Here is a 22,100-nt window from a genome sequence, read left to right as displayed (position 1 = left end):
CCGCACCCCCGCACCCTCGGTACCGTGATCGGGTGCCGAAGAACGAGAACCTGTTCTCCTCCGCGGCGGCCTGGCGCCGCCGCGCCGTCTCGCGCCTGGTGCACCGCGGCTGGCGGTGGGTCCAGAACGCGGGTGCCGTCTCCGCCGACCGCCCGGGCCCGCTGCGCTTCGGCCGGATCGGCGCGGGCACCCGCCTCGCCTTCCCGCAGGGGACGATCTTCGGCGAGGAGTGGATCCACCTCGGCGAGTGCTGCATCATCGGCGAACAGGTCACCCTCACGGCCGGGATGATGCCCGGCCTCGACCTCGGCCCCGACCCCGTCGTCCGGCTCGGCAACGGCGTCGTCCTCGGCCGCGGCAGCCACGTCATCGCCTCCCGGCCGGTGGTGTTCGGCGACGACGTCTACTGCGGGCCGTACGTGTACGTGACCAGCGACAACCACTCCTACGACGACCCCCACGAGCCCATCGGCCGCCAGTGGCCGCGCTCCGCACCCGTCGAGATCGGCTCCGGCAGCTGGCTCGGCGCGGGCGCGGTGATCCTGCCGGGGGCGCGGATCGGGCGGAACGTCGTCGTCGCGGCCGGCGCCATCGTGCGCGGCGAGGTCCCCGACCACTGCGTGGTGGCGGGCGCGCCCGCCCGGGTCGTCCGGCGCTGGACGCCCGAGCGCGGCTGGGAGCCGCCGCTGCGCACGCCCGCCCCGCGGCCGGTTCCCGCCGGCACCACCCACCAGCAACTGGCGGCGCTCGCGGGGCTGAAGCCCGAACTCCTCGCGGGGCTCGAGGACAAGCTCACCTCCGAGGCATGACCGTTCCGGGCGACCCACCGCGGCTTCGTTGCCGAAACGGCATGGAACATTGCCCCCCGGCCACGGCCGGCGTGATCGTGCCGCCATGGACGAGAACACGAGGGACAACGGTGACGGCGGCGGGAACGGCCTGGAGGCTCCGGGCGGCGTGTGGGACGTGGTGGTCGTCGGGGGAGGCGCCGCCGGCCTCTCCGGCGCGCTGACCCTGGCCCGGGTACGGCGGCCGGTGCTGGTGATCGACGCGGGCGAGCCCCGCAACGCCCCCGCCGCCGCCGCGCACGGGCTGCTCGGACGGGACGGCATCGCCCCGCTGGAACTGCTGCGGAAGGGACGGGAGGAGGTCGCCTCCTACGGCGGCCGGGTCGCCGCCGGACGCGTCACCGCGATCCGCCGCGACGGCGACGCCTTCGTGGCCGAGTGCGAGGACGGGCGGAGCACGCGGGCCCGGCGGGTCCTGGTGACCTCCGGCCTGGTCGACGAACTGCCGGACGTGCCGGGCCTGGCGGGGCGGTGGGGCAAGGACGTGGTGCACTGCGTCTTCTGCCACGGCTGGGAGGCCCGCGACACCGCGGTCGGGGTGCTCAGCAGCTTCCACCAGGCCCTGCTGTTCCGGCAGTTGTCCGAGGACGTGACGCTGTTCCTTGGCCCCGGCACGGATCTGACGCCCGATCAGTGGGAGCAGCTCGCGGGGCTGCGCGTGGGAGTCGTCGACGGCGCCGTGAGCGGCCTGGAGACCGACGACGGCGACCGGCTCGCCGGGGTGCGCCTGGCCTCCGGGCACGTGGTGCCCGTCCGCGTCCTCGCGGTCGCCCCGCGCTTCACGGCCCGGGCGTCCTTCCTCGGGGGTCTCGGCCTGTCCGTACGGGAGCACCCGGCGGGCTTCGGGGAACAGCTCACGGTGGACGCCTCCGGCTTCACCGGCGTCGACGGCGTGTGGGCCGCGGGGAACGTCAGCGACCTGATGGCGGGCGTCCCCGCGGCCGCGGCCGCCGGGACGACGGCCGCCGCCGCCATCGTCATGGACCTGCTGGCCGAGGACGCGCGCGCGGCCGCCCGGTCGCGCCGGGCCGGGGGCGCCGAGGTGTTCAGCGGCCCGATGGAGGCGGAGGTCACGCGGCGCGTCCTCGGCACCCGGGCGCACGGGGTGGACCCGCGGCAGGGGGTGTGAGCCCCTGGTGGCACGGGTGGCGCCGGTGGCGCCGGTCGTCCCGGTAACGCCGGTCGTCCCGGTCGTGCCCGGCTCAGGCGGTGCGGGCCCGCAGATGGGCCCGCTCGCCCTGCCGCCCGAACAGGACGAGCAGTTCGACGGGTTGCTCTCCCTCGGGGCCGAGCCAGTGCGGGACGTGGGTGTCGAACTCCGCCGCCTCGCCCGGCTTGAGCACCACGCGCCGGTCGCCGAGGAGCAGCAGCAGGCGGCCGGCCAGCACGTAGACCCACTCGAAGCCCTCGTGGGTCTTCAACTCGGGCTCCGCGCCCGGGTGCGGCGGGATCAGCAGCTTGTGCGCCTGGATCCCGCCGGGCCTGCTCAGCGGCACGTACGTCAGGCCGTCCCGGGTCACCGGCCGGAGGTGGATGCGGGGGTCGCCGGTGCGGGGCGCCCCGACGAGCTCGTCGAGCGGCACCGCGTAGACCTCCGCCAGGGTCAGTAGCAGCTCCAGGGTCGGCTTGCGCCCGCCGCCCTCCAGCCGGGACAGGGTGCTCTCGTTGATCCCCGTCCGCTCGGCCAGTTCCGCCAGCGTCATGCCGCGCCGCCGCCGCAGCTCCCGCAACCGGGGCCCGACCGCGTCCAGCACCTCTTTCCTCGTGTCGCCCACACCCCCAGGCTGCCGAAACGGCACGCCTTGATGCAAACCCGGCAACGGCAGGGTGCGGTCGGCACGGCCGCCCGGCGTGGTGGGTGGGGCGCCCGTGCGCCCGCTCGCTGAGCTGACCGGCACCGATACGTCCTTCGCGTTGCCGCGAAGAAGGCGATGTCGGTCCGGCCGGTGAGGCTGGGGCGATGGGCGGTCGGCACGGCCGTCGCGCGTGGTGGCGGCGTCGCTGCGCCCCGGCCACCCCGCATCGCGACCGCCCGACGGCGCGAGCGGACAGGGCAGGACGAACCGGAGAGGCGGCAGGGCACGCCCCGACTGCCGGCGGCGGCGAATGTGGGTGGGCGTGGCTGCTGGCCGGCGCGCCCCACAGGGGCCCGGTCCGGAAGGGGCGGTCGCGGTGCGTGCGGTGCAGCGCGCGCCCGGCGCACCGCGTTGCCGTGGCTGCGCTTGCCGGGCGGGGGCGGACAGGCCGGCGTACTGGCGACTTCGCGGGCGCCGTCGCCACGAGCGCGATGCGTCGCACCCCGAACCGGACCGCACCGCGTGAACGGCGGCGCGGGCGAACGACGCAGGGCAGCGGGGCCGGCCGATCCCACCGGGCGCGCGACGACGAACCGCGGACGCGGCGAGGCCCCGCCCCGGCTGTCCGTGCCGGCGACGACCGGGTGGCGGGGGGAGGGGCCGCTTCCCGTTGCCCCGCGGAGCGCGGCCGGGTCGGCGCACCGGCGACTCCTCCGGCGTCGCCACGACGAGCACGGCCCCGGCACGGCCGCCCCGGCCGGGACCGTACGTCGCGGGGGCGCGGCAGCACACCGGCACCGCGCGGGTGCGGCGCGGTCCCCGTGCTCGCCGTTCGGGACGGTCCGCCGCCAACTCCCGGGATTTGTTAGCGTGCCGGACATGCGCGCACCCATCGGCACCTTCACCGACGTCCACCCCGCCGTGGAACGGCTCGACCTGCTGCCGGCCCCCGTCGCCGCCGCACTGACCGCCTGGAGCGGGCAGGTGCCGGCGGAGGAACTGCTGCTGGTCGACACCGACCCCGAGAAGGCCGACACCGCGGTCTTCGCCGAGACGTACGGGGTCGGCCTGGAGCAGTCCGCGAACTGCGTGGTCGTCGCGGGCAAGCGCGGCGGGGAGGTCACGCTCGCCGCATGCGTCGTCCTCGCCACCACGCGGGCCGACGTGAACGGTCTCGTGCGGCGTCACCTCGGCGTACGCAAGGCCTCCTTCGCACCGATGGACACCGCCGTGGGCGAGAGCGGCATGGAGTACGGCGGCATCACCCCGATCGGGCTGCCCGCCGGCTGGCCGCTGCTGGTGGACGCGTCGGTCACGGACACCCCGTACGTGATCATCGGCAGCGGCCGGCGGCGCGGCAAGCTGCTCGTGCCCGGCAAGGCGCTGGCGTCGCTGCCCGGTGTCGAACTGCTGGAAGGGCTGGGACTCCCCGCGTGACGGAACTGCTGGACCGCCTGGAGCGCTACTACGACGCCGTTCCCCGGGCGGGCGCCCGCGCCGAGGAGCACGGTCCGCTCACCCTCTTCGTGCGCGAGGGCGTCGGCTGGCCGTTCTACGCCCGCCCGGCGCCGGACGCGGACGGCGGTCCCGTCGGCCGGGACGACGTGGACCGGGTCCGGGCCCGCCAGCGCGAGCTGGGCGTGCCCGAGTGCTTCGAGTGGATCGCCGAGACCGCCCCGGCGCTGCGGGCCGCGGCGGAGGCGTCCGGGCTCGCCGTGCACGAGCATCCGCTGATGGTGCTCGACCCGCTCGCCCCTCCCGCTCTGCTGCCGGAGCTGCCCGCGGGCGTCGGCGTGCGGCTGCTGGGGCCCGGCGACCCGGCGCTGCCCAGCGCGCTGACCGTCCCGCACCTGGCGTTCGCGCAGCCCGGTACGGCCATCGGCACCGCCGGGCGGGCCGAACTCGCCGCCGCGGTCCCGCTGCACGCCGCCCCGGGCCTCGTGGCGACCGCGGAGGCGCGCCTACGGGCCGGGCTCACCGTCCACGCCGCCGCTGTCGAGGGCGGCACGGCGCTCTGCGCGGGCCAGTACAACCCCGTGGGGGAGGTCTGCGAGATCGTCGGAGTCGGCACCCTGCCCAGCGCCCGCCGCCGCGGCCTGGCCCTCGCGGTCACCGGCGCGCTGGTCGCCGACGCCCGTGAACGCGGGCTGAGCACGGTGTTCCTGTCGGCCGGGGACGAGGACGTCGCCAGGATCTACGCCCGGCTCGGCTTCCACCGGGTCGGCACGGCCCTCATCGCGGAGCCGCCCGTCCACTGACCGGGTCGCCGGGCGCCTCGCCGGCCGGCCGCCGCGACAGGTCCAGCGACAGCGGTGTCGAGTGCTCGGCGAAGCCCAGGCTGCGGTACAGCGGCTCGGCCTCCGCGGTCGCGTGCAGGTCGACGCGGGTCACGCCCTGTTCGGCGAACCACCCGAGCAGCGCCTCCGTCGTGGCCCGCGCGTACCCGCGCCCCCGGTAGCGGGGGTCGGTGCAGACGTTGAAGACGAAGCCGAACCGGCCCGCCGGGTGCGCCGGCGCGGGCAGCCGCTCCTCGATCCGGCCCACCGCGCACGCCGCCAGGTGCGGGTGCGCACCGACCACCGGTCCGCCGTCCACCACGAACGCCCCCAGCCACCGCGGACCGCCCGGCGAGCTGCTCGCGCGCCCGCTCCTCGGCGGCCGCCTCCCAGGGACCGGGCTCGTCCCGCCCGCTCATGGCCAGGAACATCAGCCGCCGGAGCCGCACCAGCTCGGCGGCGTCGTCGGGACGGGCGGGGCGTACGGGACCGGGCATGCGCGCACGCTACAACACCGGTCCGGGCGCCGCGCAGCGAGTTTCCGGCGCATCCCGCATGCCCGCCCCCGCAGCGGTGAGGCGTACCGGAGAGGTGATGAAGCGATGAGCCACCCGGCCCGCGGCGAGCGGTCCCTGCGCATCGGCGGTCGGACCGTCGAGCTGTCCCGTCCCGACAAGGAGCTCTTCCCCGGCGACGGGATCACCAAGGCCGAGCTCGCCGACCACTACCGCCGTGTCGCACGACCCCTGCTCACGCACGTCAGGGGCCGCCCGCTGGTGATGGAGCGCTATCCGGACGGCATCGACGGGCGGTCCTTCTACCACAAGGAGGTCCCCGGCTACTTCCCCGCGTGGGTGCGCCGCCGCGAGGTCCCCAAGGAGGGCGGCACCGTCACCATGGTTGTCTGCGACGACACGGCCACCCTCGTCTACCTGGCCGGTCAGGCCTGCGTCACCCCGCACCCCTGGCTGAGCCGCACCGACCGCCTCGACGTCCCCGACCGGCTGGTCCTCGACCTCGACCCGGCCGGGGACGACGACTTCGCCACCGTGCGCTGGACCGCGCCCCGGGTCGGCGACCTCCTGCGGGAACTGGGCCTGCGCCCCGCCGTGATGACCACCGGCTCGCGCGGGCTGCACGTCGTGGCGCCGCTGACCCGCGGCCCGGACTTCGACGTCGTACGGGACTTCGCCCGGCGCGTGTCCGCCGTGCTGGCCGCCCGCCACCCGGACCGGCTCACCACCGAGGTCCGCAAGGCGGCCCGCCGGGGCCGCCTCTACCTGGACGTCCAGCGCAACGGGTACGCCCAGACCTCCGTCGCCCCCTACGCGGTGCGCGCCCGCCCGCACGCCCCGGTCGCCACGCCCCTGCACTGGGCCGAAATCGACGACCCCGCCCTCGGCCCCGGTCGCTGGACCGTACGCACCCTCCCGGAGCGCCTCGACAAGGACGGCGACCCCTGGAAGGGGCTCGGCACCTGCCGCCGCGCCCTCGGCCCGGCACTGCGGCGGCTGGCGGAGCTGGAGGCGGGGGAGCGGCCCGGCGGCTGAGCCCGGCTACCCGAGCCGGGGGATTTCGATCGCCGGGCAGCGGTCCATGACCATGAGCAGCCCCGCGTCCCGGGTGCGCGCGTACGCGGCCTCGTCGACCACGCCGAGCTGGTACCAGACCGCCTTCGCGCAGATCGCGACGGCCTCGTCGGCGACCGCGCCGGCCAGGTCGGAGTTGACGAAGACGTCCACCACGTCGACCGGGAACGGGATGTCGGCGAGCGAGGCGTAGCCCTGCTCCCCGTGCACGGTCTCGGCCTTCGGGTGCACCGGCACCACGCGCTTGCCGTAGCGCTGCAGGACCGCGGCGACGCCGTACGCCGCCCGCGAGGCGTTGTTGGACAGCCCCACCACGGCCCAGGTGTCCCCGAGACCGGTCAGGATCTCCCGAACCGCCGCGTCGTCTCCGTGCACGTCGTCCTCCCTCGCTCCACTCCGCAGCAGTCAACCAGAGGACGCACTGGGCTGTTCCCGTAGGGTGGCGGGGTGGTGGAGCGGTATCTGACGATCGGGCGCGAGCACGTCCACGAGAGCGAGATCAAGCGCTCGCGGTTCCTGTGCGCGCTGGCGCCGGTGTCCGGCGAGGAGGCGGCGCAGGAGTTCATCGCCCGCGTCCGCAAGGAGCACGCCGGGGCGTCGCACAACTGCTACGCGTACGTGATCGGCGCCGAGGGCCGGGTCCACAAGGCGAGCGACGACGGGGAGCCGGGCGGCACCGCGGGCACCCCCATGCTGCAGGTGCTGCTGCGCCGCGAGATCCGGGACGTCGTCGCCGTCGTCACCCGCTACTACGGCGGCATCCAGCTCGGCGCGGGCGGCCTGGTGCGCGCCTACGGGGGCGCCGTCTCGGCGGCCCTCGACGAGCTCGGCACCGTGGAGCGGCAGAAGCTCGCCCTGGTCACCGTCGTCGCCGACCACCAGCGGGCCGGGCGCATCGAGAACGACCTGCGCGCCGCCGGCCGCACGGTGCGCGGCGTCGCCTACGGCGCGGCCGAGGTACGCATCGAGCTGGGCGTGCCGGAGGAGGAACTGGCCGTCTTCCGGGCCTGGCTCGCCGACGCCTCTGCCGGGACCGCGGGCGTCGAGGTGGCGGGCAGCGCCTTCGTGGACGTCTGACCACCCGGGAACGTCAGTGTCGGCCGCCTGCGGGCCGAGCGGTCCGCGGCGCGCACCGTACACGCCGGGGTTCGCCCGTCCGGGAGGTCAGTCCCCGGCGAGGACGTCGGTGACCTTGCCCTTGGTGGTGGCCTCGATGAAGCAGGTCCGGTACTCGTCGGACCGGTAGTAGTACATGGACGGCTTCTTGCTGATGATGTCGGGCTTCACCACCACGTAGGCGGCCGTCGGACGCTTGACCTTGCACTCCTTGTCGGCACGGCTCATCAGGGCCGGGAGCGCGTCCCAGTTGACGGTCTCGAGGTCGACGACCGTGTCGTCGGCGTCGATGGTGCCCTTGATGATCCCTTCGTCGACCTTGCCGTCGCGGTACGAGTAGCTGTCGAAGACGGTGTCGTCCGTCTTCTTGGGCGCGCTGAAGCTCGCGTAGTCGTCGTAGATGGTGAGGTCGACCACTTTGGTGCCGCCCGACACCGACTTCACGACCTCCGCCATGGAGCGGCCCCCGGCCGGTGAGAGCAGCTTCTTCGAAGCCGCCGTGCTCGGGGCGCCGGAGGAACGGGTGCCCTTCGACGACGTCGTGCCGCCCTTGCCCGCCGCGCCCGCGTCCCCGTCGCCGCGGAGTTGGGGGAGGAGGGTCCACAGCAGGACGCCCGCGACGCCCACCGCCGCGACCGCGGTGGCCGCGGCCACGACGCGGCCGGCGCGGCCGCCGCCGCGCGGCGCGGGGAGCGGGGTGGGGCGGGTCGGCTGCTGCGGCGGGTAGTACGCGTGGGGCGCCATCGGCTGGTACGTCGCCGGGGCGGGCCCGAAACCGCCGGGCGCCGCGTCCACGGGCCCGGGGGGCGCGGAGGGCACAGGCGCGGAGGGCAGAGGCGCGGGCGCCGCGCCGCGCTCCACGTCGGCGAGCATCCGGTCGAGCCGGTCGGCGTCCGGCCGTGCGGCGGCGTCCCGTACCAGCAGGGCGGTCAGCACGGGGGCGAGTGGTCCGGACCGGGCCGGCGGCGGCAGGGGCTCGTCGAGGACGGCGACGAGCGTGGCGATGCTCGTCTCGCGGCGCAGCGGGTGGACGCCCTCCACCGCGACGTACAGCAGCATGCCGAGCGACCACAGGTCGGAGGCGGGGTTGCCCTCCTCGCCGCGGATGCGTTCGGGGGCGATGTACTCGGGCGAGCCGATGAGCCCGCCGGTGGTCGTCAGCCGCGTCGAGTCGCGGAGCGTGGCGATGCCGAAGTCGGTGAGCACCGGCGTCATGTCGGGCCGGAGCAGCACGTTGGCGGGCTTCACGTCGCGGTGGTGGACGCCGACCGCGTGCGCGGCGCGCAGGCCCGCAAGGACGCCGCGGCCGACGGCGGCCGCCTCCGGCGGGGTGAGCGGGCCGCGGGCCAGCCGGTCCTGGAGGGAGCCGCCGGTCACCAGCTCCATCACCAGCCAGGGGTGCGCGAGGTCCGTCGTGTCCACGATGTGGTGGATCGTCGCGACGTTGGGGTGGTGCACCCGGGCCAGCGCGCGGGCCTCGCGCAGCACGCGCTCGCGCAGTTTCGCCGCCGCCTCGGGGTCGGCGTCGGCCAACTCCGGTTCGGGCGGGCGCACTTCCTTCAGGGCGACCTCGCGGTGCAGGGCGGTGTCCCGGGCCCGCCACACCAGGCCCATGCCGCCGCCGCCCAGCCGTTCCAGCAGTTCGAAGCGGCCGTCGATCAGTCGTCTGCCGGAGTCGCTCGCCGTCATGGCGGACATCGTACGGGCGGGCGGGGACACGGCTTGACCGACCTTGCCCGACTTCGGACTCGCCCGACGCGTTGACAGTGGTGGCGGATAGCCTGCTGTCGAAGCGCACGGGACCGGTGGGGACGCCGGGGCCCGTGCGGAGCATGCGGAACGTGAGCCGGAGGAACGGGACATGCGGGCGGGGCGGGCGGGAGAGCCACGGTGAGGTTGCTGCACACCTCCGACTGGCATCTGGGGCGGTCCTTCCACCGGGTCGGACTCCTCGAGGCCCAGGCGGCGTTCGTCGACCACCTGGTGGCGACGGTGCGGGCGGAGCGCGTCGACGCCGTCCTCGTCGCCGGCGACGTCTACGACCGGGCGCTGCCCTCGCTGCCCGCCGTCGAGCTCTTCGACGACGCGCTGCACCGGCTCGCCGGCCTCGGCGTGCCCACGGTGATGATCTCCGGCAACCACGACTCCGCCCGCCGGCTGGGCGTGGCCTCCGGCCTCATCGACCGCGCCGGCATCCACCTGCGGACCGACCCGGCCGGGTGCGCGACGCCGGTCGTCCTCGCGGACGCGCACGGGCCGGTCGCCCTGTACGGGCTGCCGTACCTCGAACCCGCCCTGGTGCGCGAGGAGTTCACCCTCAACCGGGCCGGGCACACCGAGGTGCTGACCGCCGCGATGGCACGGGTCCGCGCCGACCTGGCCGCGCGCCCCGCGGGCACCCGCTCGGTCGTGCTGGCCCACGCCTTCGTCGCGGGCGGCGCGCCCAGCGACAGCGAGCGCGACATCACGGTCGGCGGTGTGGCGGCCGTCCCCGCCGGTGTCTTCGACGGCGTCGACTACGTCGCCCTCGGCCACCTCCACGGCTGCCAGACGATCTCAGAGCGCGTGCGCTACTCCGGCTCCCCGCTCGCCTACTCCTTCTCCGAGGCCGACCACCGCAAGAGCATGTGGCTGGTCGACCTCGGCGCCGACGGCTCCGTGACCGCCGAGCGGGTCGACTGCCCCGTCCCCCGGCCGCTCGCCAGGATCCGCGGCCACCTCGAGGAGCTGCTGGCGGACCGGGCGCACGAACGGCACGAGGACTCCTGGGTCGAGGCCACCCTCACCGACCCGCACCGCCCGCACGAGCCCATGGCCCGCCTGCGCAAGCGGTTCCCGCACGCCCTCGCGCTGGCCTTCGAGCCCGAGCGCGTCGACGACCCCCACGCCTCGTACGCGCAGCGCCTGCGCGGCCGCACCGACCGCCAGATCGCCGAGGACTTCGTGACCCACGTCCGGGGCACCGCCCCCGACGCCGCGGAGCGGACGGTCCTGCGGGACGCGTTCGACGCGGTCCGCAGCGACGCCGCACGGGCGGAGACCGACTGATGCGCCTGCACCGTCTGACCCTGACCGCCTTCGGGCCGTTCGCCGGCAGCCACACCGTGGACTTCGACGAGCTCTCCGCCGCCGGGCTCTTCCTGCTGCACGGCGCGACCGGCGCCGGCAAGACCTCCGTGCTCGACGGGGTGTGCTTCGCCCTGTACGGCGGCGTCCCCGGCAGCCGGCAGGGCAACCGGCTGCGCAGCGACCACGCGGAGGGGGACACGCTCACCGAGGTCGTGCTCGACCTGACCGTGGGCGGCCGGCGGCTGGAGATCACCCGGCGGCCCGAGCAGCCCCGCCCCAAGAAGCGCGGTACGGGCTACACGATCGAGAAGGCCGTCACCCTGCTGCGCGAGCACACCGCGGGGGAGTGGCGGGCGCTCAGCAAGTCCCACCAGGAGGCCGGCGAGGAGCTGAAGCAGCTCATCGGCATGAGCCGGGAGCAGTTCTGCCAGGTCGTGCTGCTGCCCCAGGGCGAGTTCGCGACGTTCCTGCGGGCCACCGCCACCGAGCGGGCCGCGCTGCTCGGCAAACTCTTCGACACCCGCCGCTTCAAGGCCGTCGAGGAGTGGCTGCGGGCCGAGCGCAGGGCCGCCGAGCAGCGGGTCGCCGCCGGGGACGGGGAGCTGCTGCGGCTCGCCGAGCGCATGGGCCAGGCCGCGGGGGACGACCCCGACGCCCTCGCCGGGCCGTCACCGGACGGCGTCGCCGCCGGCGACCCGGAACTGGCCGGGCACATCCTGCGCTGGGCGGCCGTCCTGGCCACCACCGCCCGCGAGCGCGTCGACGCCGCCGACCTCGCGGTGACGGCCGCGGAGGCCGCGCACGAGCATGCCCAGCGCGAGGCCGAGGAAGCACGCGAGCTCGCCGTACGGCAGGGCCGGCACGCGGCCGCCGGGCGCCGCGCCCAGGCCATGGCCGGCGAGCGCGAGGCCCGCGACCGCGAACAGGAACTGCTGGCGACGGCGGAGCGGGCCGCGACCGTGGTGCCCGCACTGGAACTGCGCGAGCGCGCCGCCACCCGGCAGGCCCGCGCGGCCGCCGACGAGCGCACCGCCCGCGCGGGCCTGCCCGCCGAGCGGTACGAGGCAGGTGCCGAACAGCTCGCGGAGTACGAGAACCGGCTCCGGGAGGAGCTGGGCTCCCTCGCCGACGCCGGCCGGGACGAGCAGCGCGCCGCCGAACTGGCCCACGACCGCGGGCGCGTGGAGCGCGAGGCCGCCGAGGACGAGCGGCTGATCGCCGACACGGCCGGCTGGCTCGACGGCTGGGAGGCCGAACGCCTCGGCCGTGAGCGGGCCGTGGACGCCGCCCAGTCCGCCGCCACCCGCGCCGCCGAACTGTCCGGGGCCCTCGACCGGGCCCGCCGCCGCCGCGACGCCGCCCGGGAGCGCGACACCCACGCCACCGCGCTGCTCGCCGCGCAGGACCGGCTGCGCGCGGCGCGCGACACCGCCGCCGACGCCCGCGACCACTGGCAGGACGTCCGCGAGGCCCGCATCAACGGCATCGCCGCCGAACTGGCCGCCCGGCTCAGCCCCGGCGAAGGCTGCCTGGTGTGCGGTGCCACCGAGCACCCCCACCCGGCCCGCCCCACCGGCCGCCAGGTGGGCCGCGCCGACGAGGAGGCCGCGCAGGAGGCCCAGCAGCGGGCCGCCGCCGTCAGGGACACCGCGCAGGAGCAGGTCGTACGCCTCACCGCGGCCCACGACGCGGCCCTGGCCACCGCGGGAGCGGAACCGGAGCCCGAACTCGCCGCCGCGCACGCCGCGCTGGAGGAGGAGTACCGGGCCGCCACCCGCGCCGCCGCGGAAGCGCCGCAGGCGCGCCAGGCGCTCGACCGGGCCCTCGCGGAGCACGCCCGGCGTGCCGCCGACCGCAACGAGGCCGGGCAGCGCCTCGCCTCCCTCACCACCCGCCGGGAACTCCTCGACCGGGAGGACGCCGAACTGGCCGCCCGGCTGGCGCGGGCCCGCGGCGCGTACGCCACCGTCGCCGAATGCCGTAGCCGGCTCGCGGCCGACGCCCAACGCGCGGCGACCGCCGCGGCGGCGGCCCGCGCCGCGCAGGAATCGGCCCGCGCGCTCAAGGACGCCGACTCCGACCTGGCCGACGCCGCCTACAAGGCCGGCTTCCCCACCCCCGAGGCGGCGGCCGCCGCCGTGCTCCCCGGGACGGAACTGCGGCGGCTGCGGCAGCGTGCGGAGGAGTGGCGCCGCGAGGAAGCCGCGGTCACCGCCGAACTCACCTCGCTGGAACTGGCGGAGGCTGCCGCGCTGCCCCCGGCCGACCCCGACGCCGCCCGGCGCGCCGTGGAGGCCGCAACCGCGCGGCTGCGCGGCGCCGCCGCCCGTCAGTCCGCCGCGCACACCACCCGCGACGCCCTCGACCGGCTGCGCGCCGAGGCGACGCGCGGCACCAGGGCGCTGGCCCCGGCCCGCGAGGAGTACGCGCGGCTGCGGCGCCTCGCCGACCTGGCCACCGGCGCCGGGGAGAACACCCTGCGCATGGAGCTGGAGACCTATGTGCTCGCGGCCCGGCTGGAGCAGGTCGCGGCCGCGGCCAGCGCCCGGCTGCACCGCATGTCCTCCGGGCGCTACACCCTCGTCCACACCGACGCCCGCGCCTCGCGCAACGTCAAGTCGGGCCTCGGGCTGATGGTCGTGGACTCCTGGACGGGCACCGAGCGCGACACCGCCACGCTCTCCGGCGGCGAGACCTTCTTCGCCTCCCTGGCCCTCGCCCTCGGCCTGGCGGACGTCGTCACGGACGAGGCGGGCGGCGCCCGGCTCGACACGCTCTTCGTCGACGAGGGCTTCGGCAGCCTCGACGAGCAGACCCTCGACGAGGTGCTGGACGTCCTCGACGGGCTGCGCGAACGGGACCGCGCCGTCGGCATCGTCAGCCACGTCGCCGAGCTGCGGCAGCGCGTCCCCGCCCAGTTGCAGGTCGTCAAGGGACAGCGGGGGTCAGCCCTCCGCCACCGCACGGCGGGGGAGCGGTGAGGAGTAGACGACGTTCGTCGTCACCGGCCCGAGGCCCGAGACACGGCCGGTGACCTCCTCCAGGTGACGCATGGAGCGGGCGGTGACCTTCATGACGAAGCAGTCGTCGCCCGTGACGTGATGGGCCTCCAGGATCTCCGGGGTCGACTCCAGGAGGTCGTGGAACGGCTTGTAGTTGCCGTGGGGGTAGCGCAGCCGGACGAACGCCAGGATCGGGCGCCCGGTCCGCTCCAGGTCCACCACGGCCGTGTACGCCGTGATCACGCCCGCCTCCTCCAGCCGCCGGACCCGCTCGGTCACGGCGCTCGGGGACATCGACACGGCACGGGCCAGCTCGGCGTAACTGGCCCTGCCGTCGCGCTGCAGGGCGTCCAGGATGCGCCAGTCGGTGGCGTCGAGGGAATCCACGGTCATAACCCCTGGCTACCAGGGAAATCCCCGGCCGGGCAAGGCGGACGCCGGGGAACGGCCCTTCAGACGGCGGCCCGCGGTTCGTAGATTTACCGCCATGACGACACCGACCGCCGCCACCGTCACCGCCGCCCCCGCTCCCACTGCCGGCCCCGCTCCCACTGCCGGCAACCCCGTGCTGCGCGTGCCGCCCGCGGCTCCCGCCGAGGCCGCCGCGTACTTCGCCGCGAGCCTCGCCTTCCACACCGACGTGTCCGACGTCGCGGCCGCCCTCGCCACCGCGGCGGAGACCGGCGCCGCACCCGGATTCGTCGTCGTCGACTCCCGCTCCACCGAGGCCTGGGAGCAGGGCCACGTCCCCGGCGCCGTCCACCTGCCCACCGCGGACGTCCCGCGGCTCGCCGCGGCCCTCCTCGACCGCGGCGTGCCCGTCGTCGTCCACTGCTGGGGCCCCGGCTGCAACGGCGCCACCCGCGCCGCGCACGCCCTGGCCGGCCTCGGCTACCAGGTCAAGGAGATGCTCGGCGGCATGGAGTACTGGATCCGCGAGGGCTTCGCCCACGAGAGCGCCGACGGCACCGTGCGGCGCGCCGCCGACCCGCTGACCGCCCCCGTGGGCGCGGACGACTGCGGCTGCTGAGGCCGCCGCGGGGCGGCCTCAGCGCACGACGGAGACGGCCGGCCGCAGGAACCGGCGGTCCCGCGGCCCGACCCCTGCGAGCGGCGCCGCCGCCCGCAGGACGACGTCCAGTGCGGCGTCGGCGTCGCAGGCGTAATGGCCGCTCGCCCAGGCCGCGTTGGCCTCGACCACCGCCCAGCCGTCCGCGGTCCGGCCGACGTCGACCACGACCGCTCCCGGCAGCTCCGGCACGCCGGGCGCGAAGAGCCGTGCGGCGAAGTCCCGTACCTCGCCGGCCAGTCGGTCGCCGTCCAGCGGCGCCACGTCCAGCTCGCCGCGGGTCGCGTAGCGGCTGCCCGTCACCACCTCGCAGTCCAGGAGGAACAGCCGGTACTCGACGGCGAACGCCACGATGTCGCTGACCAGCACGGGAGCGTCGTCGTCGACCGCGTCCGGGCCGGGCAGACCGCTGCCGTCGGGATACACCCTGGCCGGGAAGCTCTTGTCGTTCGGCGGCTTCATGAAGGCGGGCCGGCGCAGCGCGCGGGCCTCGGCCAGGGTCGTGAACCCGACGTTCCGCCCGACGAGTTCGAACGGCAGCCGTGCCAGCCAGTCCTCGTCCGCCTCCAGCAGCCCCAGGCCCAGGTCCCCGGCGACGGCGTCGGCGAACAGCGGCCCCGCGTACAGCGAGGGGCCCACCGTGCCCGCCGCGTCCTGCGGCACCCGCCAGGTCGGGAGGGTGCGGGTCGCCATGCCGCGCCGGCGGGCGGCGGCGGCCAGCGCGTGGCCGGTGGCGGTCACCCGGGGCGACAGGAAGAGGGTCCGGGGCGTCGGGGGCACGGTGTTCACGGTCCCGATGGTGCCGCAGGGGGCGGGCGCCGCGACAGCCGATTACGCCGGCGCGCCCTGGCCGACCGGCCGCAACTCGTACGCCCACTGGGCGTCGCGGTCCGCGATCCGCCCGAAGCCCGCCCGCTGCAGCACCCGTTGTGAGGCGCGGTTGCCCGGGTCGGTGGTCGCCAGCACGGAGTGCACCTCGGCACGGCTCAGCGCCCACCGGGACAGCACCAGCACCGCGTCCGTCGCCCAGCCGGCGCCGCGTGCGGACTCCGACAGGTCGTAGCCGATCTCCACCTGCCCGTCGACGGCGGAGGGCGGGCCGTGGAAGCCGATGCCGCCGAGCGCGAGGCCGTCCCGCGACCGCTGGATCACGAACAGCCCCCACCCCGGGGCGAACACGCCGGCGGCCGCCGCGATCGTCGCCATCCCGGCCGCGATGATGGTCCCCTCGCCCGGCCCCCCGTCGATCCACTCCAGCCCGGCCGGCTTCCCGTCGGCCAGCTGCGCCGCATCGTCCGGCGCCTGCTCGCGCAGGGTCAGCCGGCCGTGGCTGAGCACCAGGCGGCCGTTGGCGCGGGAGGCCTGAGGGATCATCGGGCGGCACCGTTTCGCAGCGGGGATCGGTCGGACGGGTCGCCGTGGGACGGGAGGGGTCCGCCGCGTTCGCCGGCCAGGGCGGAGAGCGCGGCGGCGAGCACCGTCGGTGAGGCGCCGGCAGGCAGGTCCGAGACCTGCCCGTCGCCGACCTCCACCACCCGCCACCGGCCGTCCTCGTGCAGCGCCAGGTCGGTGGTGACGAAGGGGCAGCCCAGCTCGCGCACCAGGGGGCGTACCGCCTCCAGGTCCGGTGCCGGACGCAGCTCCGGGGTGTCCGGGTGAGCCGTGACGAGCGCGGGTTCGCCCCCGGTCCACCAGACCCTGGCCTCTCCGGCCGCCGTGACGAAGGGCTCGAAGGCCCGGACGACGACGCCGCCCGTGAGGTCCTCTCCCTGGAGCGCGGCGAAGCGGGCGACGACCGAGGCCAGGCGCCCGGTGTCCGCGAGCGCGGGGACGTGGCACGCCTCGTCCCACTCGTGCTTGCGGGACTTCACGTAGTCCTTGACCACGGCAGGGCCGCCGCCGAGGGGCGCGGTCGCCGCAGCGAGCTCCGCCGCGCCGGGAGGCGTCCCGCCGGGTTCGACGGGCAGCCACGTGCTGAGCGGCGTGTGCTCGGCGAACGTCCCGTACCAGCCGGGAAGCTCGTGCGCCCGTCGGTACTGACCGGGGGAGGTCCCCAGGACGACGTTGCGTTCGGCCAGGGCCGCGGACAGCGCGGCGTACCGCTCCGAGGACACCATCCACCCCCGGTACCAGGCGGGTCCCGCACCGCGGGGGACGCGTGAGCAGGCGGCGGTGGCGTCGCCCGCCAGCAGGGCGTCGTGGTCAACCAGGGCCACCTCGTGGCCGAGCGCGCGCACCGCGTCGGCCTCGGCCGCGAAGTGCGCGTCGACGCGGCGCGGCCGCAGCGCGTCGGCGCAGAAGACGAACAACACCCCCATACCCGCACCCTATCCGTCCGGCCTGGCCGCCGGCAGGCAACCTGTCGCCGACCTGTCGGGGGCGGGCGCCGACCCGTCGGGGCGGGCGCCGCCAGGAGACCGTGGACCGGGCGCCGGCGGTGGGCGTGCGGCCGGTCGTCCCCGCGTACCGGCCCCCGGGCACGCAAGGGGTGGCGGGGCCGACCCGGGCCCCGCCACCCTGCGCACCGCCCGTTCGCTACAGCTTCGAGAGCTCGTCGACGAGGTCGTCCAGGCCCAGGGAGCCCTGCGACAGCGCGGCCATGTGCCAGGCCTTGGGGTCGAAGGACTCGCCGTGGGCCTTGCGTGCGACCTCGCGGCCGGCGAGCCAGGCGCGCTCGCCCAGCTTGTAGCCGATGGCCTGGCCCGGCATGCCGAGGTAGCGGATGATCTCGCTGTCCAGCATGGCGTCGCTGAGGCCGTTGAAGCGCCCGAAGAACTCCCGTCCCAGCTCCGGCGTCCAGGTCTCGCCCGGGCGGTAGGGGCTGTCCTGCGGGATCTCCAGCTCCAGGTGCATGCCGATGTCCAGGATGACGCGGGTGGCCCGCAGCATCTGCGCGTTGAGGTACCCGAGCCTGCGGCCCGCGTCCGTGAGGAAGCCGAGCTCGTCCATCAGGCGCTCGGCGTACAGGGCCCAGCCCTCGGCGTTGGCGCTGACCTGGCCCAGGGTGGCCTGGTAGCGGCTGAGCCGGTCCGCGACGTACACCCACTGCGCGAGCTGCAGGTGGTGGCCGGGGACGCCCTCGTGGTACCAGGTGCTGACCAGGTCCCAGACGGGGAACCGCTCGCGGCCCAGGGTGGGCAGCCAGGTGCGGCCCGGGCGGGAGAAGTCCAGCGACGGCGACGTGTAGTACGGCGCGGCGGCGCTGCCGGGCGGGGCGATGCGGGACTCGACGCGCTTGACGGGCTCCGCGAGGTCGAAGTGGGTGCCGTCGAGCGCCGCCATGGCCTCGTCCATCACCCCCTGCAGCCACTCGCGGACCGCGTCGACGCCCTCGATGGCCTCGCCGGCCTCGTCCAGGTGCGCCAGGGCCTCCATCGGGGTGGCGCCGGGCAGCACCTTCTCCGCCTCGACGCGCATCTCGGCCTCGATGCGCCGGAACTCCTCCCAGCCCCAGGCGTACGCCTCGTCCAGGTCGAGGTCGGAGCCCGTCCAGTAGCGGGCCCAGCGGGCGTACCGCTCGCGGCCGACGGCGTCGGAAGTGCCCTCCACGGCCGGGGCGTAGCTGTCGCGCAGCCAGTCGCGCAGGCCGGCGACGGCGGCGGTGGCCTCGGCGGCGCCCGCGTCCAGCTCGGACCGCAGGGACTGCGGGCCCTCCGCCACGAACTGCGCGAACCAGCTCGCCCCCGCGTCCTCGCCCAGCCACTCGCCGAGCTGCTCCACGACCGTGGTGACCTGGCGCGGTCCGGCCGGCAGCTTGCGGGAAAGGCCCTCCTCCAGGGACGCCCGGTAGCCCGCCAGGGCCTCCGGGACGGCGCGCAGCCGGGCGGCGACGTCGGCCCAGTCCTCGTCGGTCGCGGTCGGCATCAGCATGAAGACACCGCGCACCGAGTGGACGGGGGAGTGCAGGTTGCTCACGGCCCGCAGGCCCTCACCGGCCTCGTGCACGGCCAGCTCGGCGGTCAAGCGCTCGCGCAGCAGCCGCGCGCAGCGGCGCTCGTCGTCGTCCGGCACCTCGGCCGCGTCGATGTCGGCCAGCGTGCGGCGGGCCAGCTCGGCCTGGGCCTCCAGGCCGGCCGGGGTGAAGTCGGGGAGCCGGTCCTGTCCGGTCCGCACCCCCAGGTACGTGGCGGTGATGGGGTCGAGTTCGGTGACCGCGTCGACGTACGCGTCGGCGATCCGGCGGGGCAGCGCGCTGCCGGTGGTGTCGGGCATGGTCACATCCTGGTACGGAGCGGCCCGCTCCGTCATCACCATTGACGATCATATTCCTGACGTGGGCGGGAGCAGCGGGCCGCAGTCCCAGTGCTGGAATATCAACCGGGTCTCCACGCGGGCGACTTCGGGCCGCGAGGTGAACTCGTCGACGACCAGCCGCTGGAGGTCGCCGGTGCTCGCGACGGCCACGTGGACGAGGTAGTCGTCGGGCCCGGTGAGGTGGAACAGCGCCCGCGACTCCGGCAGCGCCCGCACCCGTTCCGCGAAGGGGCCGATCAGCTCGCGGCGGTGCGGCCGCACCTGCACCGCCAGCAGTGCCTCCAGCGGCCGCCCGAGCCGGGCCGGGTCCACCCGCAGCTCGTGGCCGAGGATCACTCCCGTACGGCGCAGCCGGGCGACCCGGTCCAGGCAGGTGGACGGGGCCACGCCGACGGCCGCGGCGAGGTCCTTGTACGTCGTCCGTGCGTCGTTCTGCAGCAGCCGCAGAATCTCGAGGTCGACCGGATCCAGAAGCACAGAATCGGACATCGGCCGAAGTTAACACGGGCTGCTGCCGCTACGTGCCGGTAGCTGTTCAGCATCGGGCCATGGACACGACAGCATCGGCGCCCACCCGCGCCCTCGCCACCGAGGCTGTGCACGCCGGCCGCGAAGACCTCGCCGACCTCGGTCTGCACGCCGTTCCCCTGGACCTGTCCACCACCTACCCCTCGCGGGACAGCCGCGCCGAGGCCGCCCGCCTGGACGACTTCGCCGCGACGGGCGCCGCACTGACCGGCCCGCCGGTCTACTCGCGGCTCGACAACCCCACCGTCGCCCGCTTCGAGACCGCGCTGGCCCGCCTGGAGGGCGCCGAGGCGGCCGTGGCCTTCGCCAGCGGCATGGCCGCCCTCACCGCGACCCTGCTGGCCCGCGCCTCGATGGGGCTGCGCCACGTGGTGGCCGTCCGCCCGCTGTACGGCTGCAGCGACCACCTCCTGACCGGGGGCCTGATCGGCACCGAGGTGACCTGGACCGACCCGGCCGGCATCGCCGACGCCATCCGCCCCGACACCGGCCTGGTGATCGTGGAGACCCCCGCCAACCCGACGCTGGCCGAGGTCGACCTGCGGGCCGTCGCCCACTCCTGCGGCGAGGTGCCGCTGCTGGTCGACAACACCTTCGCCACGCCCGTCCTGCAGCGGCCCCTGGAGAGCGGCGCCAGGATCGTGCTGCACAGCGCCACCAAGTACCTGGGCGGCCACGGCGACGTCCTCGGCGGGATCATCGCCTGCGACGAGGAGTTCGCCCGGGCGCTGCGCAAGGTCCGGTTCGCCACCGGCGGGGTGCTGCACCCCCTCGCGGGCTACCTGCTGCTGCGCGGGCTGTCCACGCTGCCGGTCCGGGTGAGGTCCGCCTCGGCGACGGCGGCCGCGCTGGCCGAGCGGCTGGCCGCCGACCCGCGGGTGGCGAAGGTGCACTACCCGCGGATCGGCGGCGCCATGGTCGCGTTCGAGGTCCAGGGCGACCCGCACGAGGTGATCGCCGGGGTCCGGCTGATCACCCCGGCGGTCAGCCTCGGCAGCGTCGACACCCTCATCCAGCACCCGGCCTCGATCAGTCACCGCATCGTCGACGAGGGCGACCGGCACGACTCGGGCGTCAGCGACCGGCTGCTGCGCCTGTCGGTCGGGCTGGAGGACGTCGAGGACCTCTGGGAGGACCTGGACATCGCGCTCAGCGCAGCGACGCGCTCGCGCCGGCCGGTGACAGCGTCGCGGTGATGACGAGCGTGCCGTCCTCGACCTGGTAGTCCAGCGGCAGACCCAGGCGGCGCATCGTCGCGACCATCCCGGTGTTGGTCGCCCGGGTCACCGCGTACACGCTCTCGCACCCCGCGTCGACGGCCTGGGCGACCAGGCGGCGCAGCAGTTCCAGGCCGATGCCGCGGCGCTGCCAGGTGTCCTCGACCAGCAGGGCGACCTCGGTCTCGTCGCCGTCCCACAGCAGGTGGCCGAGGGCGACGAGCCGGCCGGAGACCGTCTGCACGGCGAGCGTCCGCCCGAAGCGGGGGCTGAGCAGGTGGGTCAGGTAGCGGTCCACGTCCGCGACCGGGCCGTGGTAACGGCGCGCCAGCGTCGCGGTGGAGCAGCGGTCGTGGAGTTCGCGGGCGGCCTCGAGGTCCTCGGGGCCCGCCCGGCGGACGCTGATCTCGTTGCCCTCCGGCAGGGTGAGGACGGCACGGCCGTCCGGCAGCCGGGCGCCGAGCTGCGCGTCGAGTTCGACGAGGGCGCGGGCCCGGGCGAACTCGGTCGGGGTGAACGGGAGGTAGGCGCGTTCCACGGTCACGGTGCCTCCCGCCGGGTCGCGCAGCCGCATGACCGTGCCCTCCAGGACGTCCTCGGCCGGGTCGGGGCCGGCCGTGCCGGGAGGGGTGGACCTGATCGTGCAGCGGCCGAACCACTGGCGCAGGGCCAGCGGCAGTTCGGCGGCGTCCATGGCGGTGCGGGTGGCCAGGCCCAGCACCCGGGTCGGGGTGTCGACGAGGTCGTGGGCGTCGGCCCGCTCGATCCAGGTGTCCCGCCCGCCCCCGTCGGCGACGGCCCGCGTCAGGTCGCCCGGCGCGAGTGCGGCCGGGGCGCGGACCAGGAAGTCGTCCACGGTGCCCTCGGCCAGGGGGTGGGTCTGGAGCGTGAGGATGTCCACGTCCCGCCCGGCCAGCGCGGCGCAGAGGGCGGCGAGGCTGCCCGGGCTGTCCCGCACGGTGGTGCGGACCCGCCACAACGTGGTTCCCGCGTCGGGCCGTTCGTCGGCGGAGCTTTCCCCCGGCTCCGTCGTACGGTCCCCGGCGTGGCCCGCGGCGGGTGGGGGCGAATGAACGTGCCGGCGTGCCCACCATGTGTGGAAGCCGGCGGTCGCGCCGAGCGCGGCGGCCGACAGGCACAACAGGGCGGGGCCGTCGGGGGCGTGCCCGACGAGGTTGGCGATGAGGTCGGCGGTGGCCACGGCCACGAAGAGCGCGGCGAGTTCGATGACGTCGCGGCGCCAGTGGTGCTGCCGCCGCGCGAGGGCGGCGGGGGCCGCCGTGGCGGAAGTCAGTTCTCGCATGCGAACACCATGCCGAACTGGTGTTGCGTGAGC

21 protein-coding genes are annotated in these 22,100 nt (G+C 75.9%); 10 read left to right on the top strand and 11 right to left on the bottom strand.

All coding sequences use genetic code 11. From position 1 onward, the window contains the following. The first annotated feature begins 32 nt into the window (after positions 1-32). On the top strand, positions 33-809 hold the full coding sequence (locus ACFZAU_RS19160; protein WP_500553126.1) for an acyltransferase: 777 nt from the start codon (positions 33-35) through the stop codon (positions 807-809). Positions 810-894: 85 nt separating this feature from the next. After that, positions 895-1,977: an NAD(P)/FAD-dependent oxidoreductase gene (locus tag ACFZAU_RS19155; protein ID WP_500553125.1), complete on the top strand. Its 1,083-nt coding sequence runs from the start codon at positions 895-897 to the stop codon at positions 1,975-1,977. 73 nt (positions 1,978-2,050) lie between these two features. On the opposite strand, the gene ACFZAU_RS19150 is transcribed toward ACFZAU_RS19155, so the two are convergent. Continuing rightward, the gene (locus ACFZAU_RS19150; RefSeq protein WP_500553124.1) at positions 2,051-2,623 is read right to left on the bottom strand and encodes an XRE family transcriptional regulator; all 573 of its coding nucleotides are present in this window, start codon (positions 2,621-2,623) and stop codon (positions 2,051-2,053) included. Positions 2,624-3,523: 900 nt separating this feature from the next. On the opposite strand from ACFZAU_RS19150, the gene ACFZAU_RS19145 reads away from it, so the two are divergent. Next, on the top strand, positions 3,524-4,081 hold the full coding sequence (locus ACFZAU_RS19145) for a YbaK/EbsC family protein (protein WP_500553123.1): 558 nt from the start codon (positions 3,524-3,526) through the stop codon (positions 4,079-4,081). Continuing rightward, the gene (locus tag ACFZAU_RS19140; protein WP_500553122.1) at positions 4,078-4,902 is read left to right on the top strand and encodes a GNAT family N-acetyltransferase; all 825 of its coding nucleotides are present in this window, start codon (positions 4,078-4,080) and stop codon (positions 4,900-4,902) included. Before ACFZAU_RS19145 ends, ACFZAU_RS19140 begins: the two co-directional genes overlap by 4 nt. On the opposite strand, the gene ACFZAU_RS19135 is transcribed toward ACFZAU_RS19140, so the two are convergent. Then, positions 4,877-5,242 (bottom strand): GNAT family N-acetyltransferase, encoded by a 366-nt coding sequence (locus ACFZAU_RS19135; RefSeq protein WP_500553121.1) that lies wholly within the window; start codon positions 5,240-5,242, stop codon positions 4,877-4,879. The two genes, ACFZAU_RS19140 and ACFZAU_RS19135, sit on opposite strands and share 26 nt — an antisense overlap. A gap of 280 nt (positions 5,243-5,522) precedes the next feature. Between ACFZAU_RS19135 and ligD the strand changes: the two genes are divergently transcribed. Further along, positions 5,523-6,470, top strand: a complete 948-nt coding sequence (gene ligD / locus ACFZAU_RS19130; RefSeq protein WP_500553120.1) for a non-homologous end-joining DNA ligase — start codon at positions 5,523-5,525, stop codon at positions 6,468-6,470. A gap of 6 nt (positions 6,471-6,476) precedes the next feature. On the opposite strand, the gene ACFZAU_RS19125 is transcribed toward ligD, so the two are convergent. Further along, positions 6,477-6,884 (bottom strand): CoA-binding protein, encoded by a 408-nt coding sequence (locus ACFZAU_RS19125; protein WP_500553119.1) that lies wholly within the window; start codon positions 6,882-6,884, stop codon positions 6,477-6,479. A gap of 72 nt (positions 6,885-6,956) precedes the next feature. Here ACFZAU_RS19125 and ACFZAU_RS19120 point away from each other — a divergent pair, with 72 nt between their 5' ends. Continuing rightward, positions 6,957-7,586, top strand: a complete 630-nt coding sequence (locus tag ACFZAU_RS19120; protein ID WP_500553118.1) for a YigZ family protein — start codon at positions 6,957-6,959, stop codon at positions 7,584-7,586. Positions 7,587-7,673: 87 nt separating this feature from the next. Here the strand turns inward: ACFZAU_RS19120 and ACFZAU_RS19115 are convergent, their stop codons facing one another. Next, positions 7,674-9,314 (bottom strand): serine/threonine-protein kinase, encoded by a 1,641-nt coding sequence (locus ACFZAU_RS19115; RefSeq protein ID WP_500553117.1) that lies wholly within the window; start codon positions 9,312-9,314, stop codon positions 7,674-7,676. Between the two features lie 201 nt (positions 9,315-9,515). Between ACFZAU_RS19115 and ACFZAU_RS19110 the strand changes: the two genes are divergently transcribed. Together ACFZAU_RS19110 and ACFZAU_RS19105 are read left to right on the top strand one after the other, a co-directional pair. Beyond that, the gene (locus ACFZAU_RS19110) at positions 9,516-10,673 is read left to right on the top strand and encodes an exonuclease SbcCD subunit D (protein WP_500553116.1); all 1,158 of its coding nucleotides are present in this window, start codon (positions 9,516-9,518) and stop codon (positions 10,671-10,673) included. Then, a complete protein-coding gene (locus ACFZAU_RS19105; RefSeq protein ID WP_500553115.1) occupies positions 10,673-13,675 on the top strand; it encodes an AAA family ATPase in 3,003 nt (1,000 codons plus the stop codon). The genes ACFZAU_RS19110 and ACFZAU_RS19105 overlap by 1 nt, the downstream gene beginning before the upstream one ends. On the opposite strand, the gene ACFZAU_RS19100 is transcribed toward ACFZAU_RS19105, so the two are convergent. Continuing rightward, positions 13,640-14,089 (bottom strand): Lrp/AsnC family transcriptional regulator, encoded by a 450-nt coding sequence (locus tag ACFZAU_RS19100; protein WP_499600760.1) that lies wholly within the window; start codon positions 14,087-14,089, stop codon positions 13,640-13,642. The genes ACFZAU_RS19105 and ACFZAU_RS19100 overlap by 36 nt on opposite strands. Before the next feature lie 94 nt (positions 14,090-14,183). Between ACFZAU_RS19100 and ACFZAU_RS19095 the strand changes: the two genes are divergently transcribed. Continuing rightward, positions 14,184-14,726 carry a rhodanese-like domain-containing protein gene (locus tag ACFZAU_RS19095; protein ID WP_500553114.1) on the top strand — a complete coding sequence of 181 codons (543 nt, stop codon included), beginning with the start codon at positions 14,184-14,186 and terminating at the stop codon, positions 14,724-14,726. A gap of 18 nt (positions 14,727-14,744) precedes the next feature. On the opposite strand, the gene ACFZAU_RS19090 is transcribed toward ACFZAU_RS19095, so the two are convergent. From ACFZAU_RS19090 to ACFZAU_RS19070, 5 genes are all read right to left on the bottom strand, one after another. After that, a complete protein-coding gene (locus tag ACFZAU_RS19090) occupies positions 14,745-15,554 on the bottom strand; it encodes an ATP-grasp domain-containing protein (RefSeq protein WP_500553113.1) in 810 nt (269 codons plus the stop codon). Between the two features lie 42 nt (positions 15,555-15,596). Then, entirely contained in the window at positions 15,597-16,139 is a 543-nt protein-coding gene (locus tag ACFZAU_RS19085; protein WP_500553111.1) for a GNAT family N-acetyltransferase, read from the bottom strand. Continuing rightward, positions 16,136-17,083 carry an ATP-grasp domain-containing protein gene (locus ACFZAU_RS19080; protein ID WP_500553110.1) on the bottom strand — a complete coding sequence of 316 codons (948 nt, stop codon included), beginning with the start codon at positions 17,081-17,083 and terminating at the stop codon, positions 16,136-16,138. The genes ACFZAU_RS19085 and ACFZAU_RS19080 overlap by 4 nt, the downstream gene beginning before the upstream one ends. A 217-nt stretch (positions 17,084-17,300) precedes the next feature. After that, positions 17,301-18,977, bottom strand: a complete 1,677-nt coding sequence (locus ACFZAU_RS19075; RefSeq protein WP_500553109.1) for a DUF885 domain-containing protein — start codon at positions 18,975-18,977, stop codon at positions 17,301-17,303. Between the two features lie 48 nt (positions 18,978-19,025). Further along, on the bottom strand, positions 19,026-19,508 hold the full coding sequence (locus ACFZAU_RS19070; protein WP_499600754.1) for an Lrp/AsnC family transcriptional regulator: 483 nt from the start codon (positions 19,506-19,508) through the stop codon (positions 19,026-19,028). A gap of 59 nt (positions 19,509-19,567) precedes the next feature. Between ACFZAU_RS19070 and ACFZAU_RS19065 the strand changes: the two genes are divergently transcribed. Beyond that, positions 19,568-20,743 carry a trans-sulfuration enzyme family protein gene (locus ACFZAU_RS19065; protein ID WP_500553108.1) on the top strand — a complete coding sequence of 392 codons (1,176 nt, stop codon included), beginning with the start codon at positions 19,568-19,570 and terminating at the stop codon, positions 20,741-20,743. Here ACFZAU_RS19065 and ACFZAU_RS19060 read toward each other — a convergent pair. After that, on the bottom strand, positions 20,697-22,067 hold the full coding sequence (locus ACFZAU_RS19060; protein ID WP_500553107.1) for a GNAT family N-acetyltransferase: 1,371 nt from the start codon (positions 22,065-22,067) through the stop codon (positions 20,697-20,699). The genes ACFZAU_RS19065 and ACFZAU_RS19060 overlap by 47 nt on opposite strands. Positions 22,068-22,100: the final 33 nt, after the last annotated feature.

The organism is Streptomyces sp. NPDC008238, from assembly GCF_042956445.1.
GTDB lineage: Bacteria > Actinomycetota > Actinomycetes > Streptomycetales > Streptomycetaceae > Actinacidiphila.
This window is presented reverse-complemented; position numbering and strand designations above follow the sequence as displayed.